The organism is Plantactinospora solaniradicis (genome assembly GCF_042658085.1).
GTDB classification, from domain to species: Bacteria; Actinomycetota; Actinomycetes; order Mycobacteriales; family Micromonosporaceae; genus Plantactinospora; species Plantactinospora solaniradicis.
Map to the genome: position 1 here is coordinate 176,241 of NZ_JBHSPR010000017.1, position 6,870 is coordinate 183,110.

Below are 6,870 nucleotides of genomic sequence, written 5' to 3' on the forward strand. Positions count from 1 at the left end.
CCCTTCCGCGTGGTCAACATCCTTCCCGGGCCCGGGTGCGGTTGGCAACGGGTCCGTTACCGGTTGCCGGCAACGGATCGGGAACGGCGTCGGGCGACGTACGCCGACCTCGGCATCGACCCTCCTCGTACTTTGGGCCGATCTGGCGCGGCAGCCCGTGCTCGTACGATTGGTTGGTGCCCAACCCTCTCCGCTCCGGGTGGGACGAACCGCGTCCGCCGCACCCGCCGCGCCGGGTGTGGCGGGACTGGGCGCTGGTGGCGGTGCTCGTGCCGGTCGCGGTGCTGGAGGGCGTCCTGCGGCCGGACGTTCCGTGGCGGGTCCTCTCGGTGATCGTCGCGGTCGGGCTGGTGCCCACGCTGCTGTGGCGACGGACCAGACCCCTGCCGATGGTCGCGATCGCCTTCGGCACCTGTGGACTGGCCGCCCTCGTGGTCGGAGCCGACGTCCAGCTCGACGTGATGGTGTACCTGCTGCTCCTGGCGTACTCGCTGTTCCGGTGGGGGTCCGGGCGCGACGTGGTGCTCGGCTCGGCGATCATCCTCGCCCGGATGGGTCTCTCGATAGCCCTCGGTTCGCTCAGCCTCGCCGACGCGGTCGGCGGATTCGCCGTGCTGTTCTCGGTCACCGCCCTGGGCGCGGCGTTCCGGTACCGGGCCAGGTCGCGAAGCCGCGAACTGGATCAGGTCAAGCTGCTCGAACGCGAACGGCTGGCCCGGGACCTGCACGACACCGTCGCCCATCACGTCTCGGCGATGGCGATCCGGGCCCAGGCCGGCCTCGCGACGTCGACGTCGCAACCGGGCGCCGCGACCGACGCGCTCCGGGTGATCGAGGCCGAGGCGTCGCGCGCCCTCACCGAGATGCGCGCCATGGTGCGGGTCCTGCGCAGGGACCAACCGGCAGATCGCATGCCCAACCCGCGCGTCTGCGACCTCGAACAACTCGCCGGCCGGTCCTCCTCCGGCCCGTCCGTCGAGGTGGAACTCGTCGGCGACCTCGACGACCTTCCTCCGCCGGTGGACACCGCGATCTACCGCCTCGCCCAGGAGTCGATCACCAACGCCCGCCGGCACGCGCGGCACGCGACCCGGATCGAGGTTCGGGTCACCGCCGACGACACCGCGGTACGCCTGCGGGTGAGCGACGACGGCGACACCGCGTCCGTACGCCCGACCGCGTCGCGCGGGTACGGGTTGCTCGGCATGATCGAACGCGCCGACCTGCTCGGCGGCACCTGTGAGGCCGGGCCGAATCCCGGTCGGGGCTGGACCGTGACCGCCGTACTGCCCCGGACCGGGTCGGCCGGATGAGCGTCCGGGTGGTGGTCGCCGACGACCAGGAGATCGTCCGCACCGGGCTGACGATGATCCTCAACGCCCAGCCGGACATCGAGGTCGTCGGCGAGGCCGCCGACGGGCGGCGCGCGGTCGAACTCGCCCGGCGGCTCCGACCCGACGTGTGCCTGTTCGACATCCGGATGCCCGGCATCGACGGTATCGAAGCCACCCGTGCCCTCGCCGGTCCGACCGTGGCCGACCCGCTCGCCGTCGTCGTCATCACCACCTTCGACCTCGACGACTACGTCTACGCGGCCCTCCGGGCCGGCGCCCGGGGTTTCCTGCTCAAGGACGCCGGCCCGGACCTGCTCGCCCAGGCCGTCCACGCCGCCGCCAACGGCGACGCGCTGATCGCCCCGAGCATCACCACCCGGCTGCTCAGGGCGTTCGCCGATGCCGGGCCCAGTGGACCACCGAGGCAACCCATCGAGGCGCTCACCGACCGGGAGGAGCAGGTCCTCGCGACCGTCGCGCGTGGACGGACGAACAGTGAGATCGCCGCCGAGCTGTACATCACGCTCAGTACCGTCAAGACCCACATCGCCAGCCTGATGGCCAAGCTCGGCGCCCGTAACCGCGTCGAGATCGCCATGTGGGCCTACGAGACCAACCGGGTCAGGCACGGGTCCAGTCGGGGCGGCAGCACCGGTCGTTGACCGGGTGACCAGCCCGCACGCCGAAAGTACGGCCCGCTTCCCGAACCTTCGACCGGGAAGGCTCGGGCCCATGTTCCGATGAGCGGTCCCCGGCCCGGTCGGCACCATCGAGTTCTGACGGCGGGGAGCACGGCCAGGTGGTTCCCCGTACCCGCAGTCGCCGCGCGGCGGCCGGCTGACGGACGGCCAGAACGACGAAGGGAACCTGCGCCATGACCTCCTCCGCCAAGTCGGCGTGGCTCGTGCCCACCCTGCTGATCACGCTCACCGCCGTCCCGGTGCTCGCCGGCGCCGTCCGGGTGGCCGAACTGACCGGCGGCCCGGAGGTCACCCCGGAGAACGCCCGGTTCGTCGCCGATCCCGTGCCCGTGCTGCTGCACATCGTCGCTGCCACCGTGTTCTGCGTCCTGGGCGCGTTCCAGTTCGTCCCCGGACTTCGCCGCCGGGGACGTGGCTGGCACCGGACCGCCGGACGGCTGCTGGTGCCGGCCGGACTCGTCGCCGCGCTCTCCGGGCTCTGGATGACGCTCTTCTATCCGCAACCGGCCGGCGACGGCGATCTCCTGACCGGGTTCCGGCTCCTGTTCGGCTCCGCGATGGTCGTCTGCATCGTCCTCGGCTTCGCCGCCGTACGACGCCGGGACTTCGCCCGGCACAGCGCCTGGATGATCCGCGGTTACGCGATCGCCCAGGGCGCGGGGACCCAGGCGCTGACCCACCTGCCCTGGATCCTCTTCCTCGGCACTCCCGGCGTGACCGGCAGGGCGCTGCTGGTCGCCCTCGGCTGGGTGATCAACCTCGCCGTGGCCGAATGGATCATCCGTAGGCGGTCGACCAGCGCGACCAGGACGACCCACTCCGCCACCGCCACCACCTACGCGCCGGTCGGCGTTACGACAGCCCGGTGAGAGTTCCCAGCTCGACGACGTCGAGCGCGCCGGCGCCGAAGCTCGCCCGGACCTGCTTCTTGTCGAACTTGCCCACCGAGGTCTTCGGCACCGTTTCGATGAACGCCCAGCGCTCCGGCAGCTGCCACCGGGCCACCCGCTCGGACAGGAAGTCGCGCAGTTCCTCGGCGCTCGCCGTGGCACCCTGGTGCAGCACCACCGTCGCGAGCGGACGTTCGTCCCAGCGCGGGTCGGGTACGCCGACCACGCATGCCTCCAGCACCGCCGGATGTGCCATCAGCGCGTTCTCCAGGTCGACCGAGGAGATCCACTCGCCGCCCGACTTGATCACGTCCTTGGCCCGGTCGGTGAGGACGATGAACCCGTCCGCCGACAGGGTGCCGACGTCCCCGGTACGCAGCCAGCCGTCCCGGAACTTCTCCGGGTCGGGTTCGTCGTCCCCGACGTACCGGGCGGTCACCCAGGGTCCCCGGACCTCCAGTTCGCCGACGGCCTGGCCGTCGGCGGGCAACTGCTCGCCCAGCGGGCCGACGATCCGGGCCGCCACCCCGGCCGGAACCCGTCCCTGGGTGTAGCGGTAGCGCCAGGCGTCGTCCCCGGTGGCGCCGGCCGGCGGCCGGGCCACCGAGCCGAGCGGCGACATCTCGGTCATCCCCCAGGCGTGGATCACGTCGATCCGGTGCCGGTCGGCGAAGGCGTGCATCAGCGCGGGCGGACAGGCGGCGCCGCCGACGATCACCTCGGTCAGCGACGAGGTGTCGACGGAGTTGGCGTCCAGGTGGGTGAGCAGGTCGGTCCAGATGGTCGGCACCGCGCCGGCCAGGGTCGGCCGCTCGGCGGCGATCATCTCGGCGATCGGGGCGCCCTGGAGGAACCGGTCCGGCATGATCAGCGAGGCTCCGCACATGAACGCGGCGTACGGGATGCCCCAGGACATCGCGTGGAACATCGGCACGATCGCGAGTTCCCGGGTGGTCGGGCCGAGCCCGAAGGACTCCGGGAGGCAGATCTGCAACGAGTGCAGCCAGATGGACCGGTGCGAGTACGCGACGCCCTTCGGATTGCCGGTGGTGCCCGAGGTGTAGCAGAGGGCCGCCGCGTCCCGCTCGTCCAGCTCCGGCCAGTCGTACCGGGAAGGCTTGTCCCGGACCAGATCCACCCACCGGTGTACGGCGACCCGGCCGGCGCCCGCCGCCAGCAGCGGGGCCGGGTCACCGTCGCCGGCCACCACCACGTGCTCTACAGTGGACATATCGGGCAAAGCCCTGGCCAGCAGCGGAATCAGCGTCGAGTCGACCAGCACCACCCGGTCCACGGCGTGGGTGGCGATGTAGGCCACCTGATCCGGAAAGAGGCGGATGTTCAGCGTGTGCAGCACCGCACCCATGCTCGGCACCGCGAAGTAGGCGACCAGGTGTTCGGCGTTGTTCCACATGAACGTGGCGACCCGCTGGTCGCCGGTCACCCCGAGGTCGTCGCGCAGCGCGTACGCGAGCTGGGCGGCCGCCGCACCGACCTCCGCGTAGCTCATCCGCCGGGAACCGTCTCCGACCCAGGTGACCACCTCGGCCGCGCCGTGCACCGTACTGCCGTGTTCGAGGATCCGGGAAACCTGCAGGGGCACGTCCATCATCGTGCTACGCATGGGCAACAACCTAGTGTCGCAGCTCACAACCTGACCACCCTTGGAGTGCGCCGATGACCAGTATTCCGTGGGCCGAGTCGTACCTCGGCCAGCTCCGGGCGCTCGCCGGTGACCGCACGTTGATGTTCGTGGGATCACGGGCGGTGGTCCGGGACGAGGCGGGCCAGGTGTTGCTGATCGAACGCTCCGACAACGGCTACTGGGCGCTGCCGGCCGGAGCGATGGAACTCGGCGAGTCGATCTCCCAGTGCGTCGTCCGGGAGGTCTGGGAGGAGACCGGGCTGACCGCGACCGCGGTCACCCCGTTCGCCCTGTACACGGGCCCGGACCGCACCTTCACCAACATGTACGGCGACACCTACCAGCTCTTCGTGCTGGCCTTCCGGGTCGACAGCTGGGAGGGCGAGCTGGTCACGAGCACCGACGAGACCACCAACGCCGGCTTCTATCCGGCCCGGGCGCTGCCGGCACCGGTCTCCGCCACGGTGCTGGAGACCCTGGACGACCTGACCACGTTCGAACAGACCGGCCAGGTAGTCCTCAAGTAGCGGGAGGGGCCAGCCTCAGAGCATCGTCTGGGCGTTGGCTTCCATCTCGGCGGCCGCGTCGCCCTTCTTGTCCCTGGCCAGGCCCTCGCCCGAGGCCGCCGGCGGACCGCCGCGCAGTTCCCGGTTCGGCAGCGCCAGGGTCACCGCCACCGCGAGGACCGCGATCAGCCCGGCCACCAGGAAGACGACGTGCAGGGCGCCGACGAACGACTCCTGGATCGCGTGCCGCACCGGCTCGGGCAGCGCCAGGATCCGGGACGGCTCGTTGATCGAGAATTCCATGGTGGCGTTGGCGAACTGGCCGCGCTGCTCCGGCGGCAACTGGGCGATCGCCCCGGGCAGCCGGTCGGCCAGCCCGCTCGCCAGCCGGGCCGACAGCACCGCACCGAGGATGGCCACCCCGAACGAGCCGCCGAGGGACCGGAAGAAGGTGGCCGCCGACGTACCGGCGCCGAGGTCCCGGACCTCGACCGCGTTCTGCACGGCGAGGATCAGCGACTGCATGCACAGGCCGAGCCCGACACCGATGATCACCATGTAGATGAACGAGACCCAGAGCGGCGTGTCCACCTGCAACTGGGTGAACAGCAGCATCCCGGCCACCAGCACGATCGCTCCGACCACCGGGAACCACTTGTAGCGGCCGATCCGGCTGATCGCCCGGCCGGAGAGCACCGAGGTGACGATCACACCGGCCATCATCGGCAGCATCAGCAGACCGCTGTCGGTCGGCGAGGCGCCCTTGACGATCTGCAGGTAGAGCGGGATGAAGATGATCGACCCGAACATGACCAGACCGAGTACGAAGCCCGCGGTGTTGGCCAGCGCGAAGGTGGACCGGCGGAACAGCTTGAGCGGCAGGATCGGCTCCGCCACCCGCGACTCCTGGAGCAGGAAGAGCAGCGAGAGCACCGCACCGGCCACGAACAGCCCGATGATGACGCCGGAGCCCCAGGCGTACTCGTTGCCGCCCCAGCTCAGCGCGAGCAGCAGGGAGCTGACCCCGGCCACCAGCAGGCCCGCGCCCAGCCAGTCGATCGCGTGCTGCCGCCGCTGGAACGGGATCAGCCGCATCACGTGGTAGCAGACGATGATGGCGACGACCGCCAGCGGCACGTTGATGAAGAAGATCCACCGCCAGTCGTGCTCGGCGAAGTATCCGCCGACCAGTGGACCGGCGACCGAGGAGACGCCGAAGACCGCGCCGAAGAGGCCCTGGTAGCGACCGCGTTCCCGGGGCGACACCACGTCCGAGATGATCGTGAAGGCCAGCGTCATCAGGCCACCGGCACCGAGCCCCTGGACCCCCCGCGTGATGATCAACTGGGTCATGTCCTGGGAGAAACCGGCGGCCAGCGAGCCGACCAGGAAGGCGCCGATGGAGAAGAGGAAGACCGGGCGGCGTCCGTACAGGTCGGCCATCTTGCCGTAGAGCGGCGTGGAGGCGGTGGACGCGAGCAGGTACGCGGTGACCACCCACGAGTAGTGGTTGATTCCGCCCAGCTCACCCACGATGGTCGGCAGCGCGGTGCCGACGATGGTCTGGTCCAGCGCGGCCAGCAGCATTCCGGTCATCAGACCGATCATGAGCAGGCGGATCTGCCGGCGGGTCAGAGTCGGCCGCACGTCGTCAGCGGTGGTCATAGTGCCTTCTCCCCCTGCTGGCACAGAAAATACCTACCGCCAGTCTTGACCTGCATGATCAGTGCCTACCGGTGGCGCCCGACGGATGTGACTCCGATCATGGGCAGTGCCGCCCTTCGGGACGAAACC

Annotated in this window: 6 protein-coding genes; 4 read left to right on the forward strand and 2 right to left on the reverse strand. The window is 70.5% G+C overall.

The window, feature by feature from the left end; all coding sequences use genetic code 11:
- Positions 1 to 176 precede the first annotated feature (176 nt).
- The 3 genes from ACFP2T_RS20495 (at position 177) to ACFP2T_RS20505 (ending at position 2,904) form a co-directional block, all read left to right on the forward strand.
- The gene (locus ACFP2T_RS20495) at positions 177 to 1,313 is read left to right on the forward strand and encodes a sensor histidine kinase (protein ID WP_377424212.1); all 1,137 of its coding nucleotides are present in this window, start codon (positions 177 to 179) and stop codon (positions 1,311 to 1,313) included.
- A complete protein-coding gene (locus ACFP2T_RS20500; protein WP_377424213.1) occupies positions 1,310 to 1,996 on the forward strand; it encodes a response regulator in 687 nt (228 codons plus the stop codon). The genes ACFP2T_RS20495 and ACFP2T_RS20500 overlap by 4 nt, the downstream gene beginning before the upstream one ends.
- Before the next feature lie 212 nt (positions 1,997 to 2,208).
- Positions 2,209 to 2,904: a DUF2306 domain-containing protein gene (locus tag ACFP2T_RS20505; RefSeq protein WP_377424214.1), complete on the forward strand. Its 696-nt coding sequence runs from the start codon at positions 2,209 to 2,211 to the stop codon at positions 2,902 to 2,904.
- Here ACFP2T_RS20505 and ACFP2T_RS20510 read toward each other — a convergent pair.
- Complete coding sequence (locus ACFP2T_RS20510) at positions 2,888 to 4,549, reverse strand: long-chain fatty acid--CoA ligase (protein ID WP_377424215.1); 1,662 nt, start codon at positions 4,547 to 4,549, stop codon at positions 2,888 to 2,890. The genes ACFP2T_RS20505 and ACFP2T_RS20510 overlap by 17 nt on opposite strands.
- A 53-nt stretch (positions 4,550 to 4,602) precedes the next feature.
- On the opposite strand from ACFP2T_RS20510, the gene ACFP2T_RS20515 reads away from it, so the two are divergent.
- Entirely contained in the window at positions 4,603 to 5,097 is a 495-nt protein-coding gene (locus ACFP2T_RS20515; RefSeq protein WP_377424216.1) for an NUDIX domain-containing protein, read from the forward strand.
- A 15-nt stretch (positions 5,098 to 5,112) separates the two neighbouring features.
- Here the strand turns inward: ACFP2T_RS20515 and ACFP2T_RS20520 are convergent, their stop codons facing one another.
- Positions 5,113 to 6,741 carry an MDR family MFS transporter gene (locus ACFP2T_RS20520; protein WP_377424217.1) on the reverse strand — a complete coding sequence of 543 codons (1,629 nt, stop codon included), beginning with the start codon at positions 6,739 to 6,741 and terminating at the stop codon, positions 5,113 to 5,115.
- Positions 6,742 to 6,870 lie beyond the last annotated feature (129 nt).

Coding starts and splice junctions, on each gene's coding strand:
- ACFP2T_RS20520 (WP_377424217.1), bottom strand. CDS start 6,741: ATGACCACCGCTGACGACGTGCGGCCGACTCTGACCCGCCGGCAGATC.
- ACFP2T_RS20500 (WP_377424213.1), top strand. CDS start 1,310: ATGAGCGTCCGGGTGGTGGTCGCCGACGACCAGGAGATCGTCCGCACC.
- ACFP2T_RS20515 (WP_377424216.1), top strand. CDS start 4,603: ATGACCAGTATTCCGTGGGCCGAGTCGTACCTCGGCCAGCTCCGGGCG.
- ACFP2T_RS20510 (WP_377424215.1), bottom strand. CDS start 4,549: ATGCGTAGCACGATGATGGACGTGCCCCTGCAGGTTTCCCGGATCCTC.
- ACFP2T_RS20505 (WP_377424214.1), top strand. CDS start 2,209: ATGACCTCCTCCGCCAAGTCGGCGTGGCTCGTGCCCACCCTGCTGATC.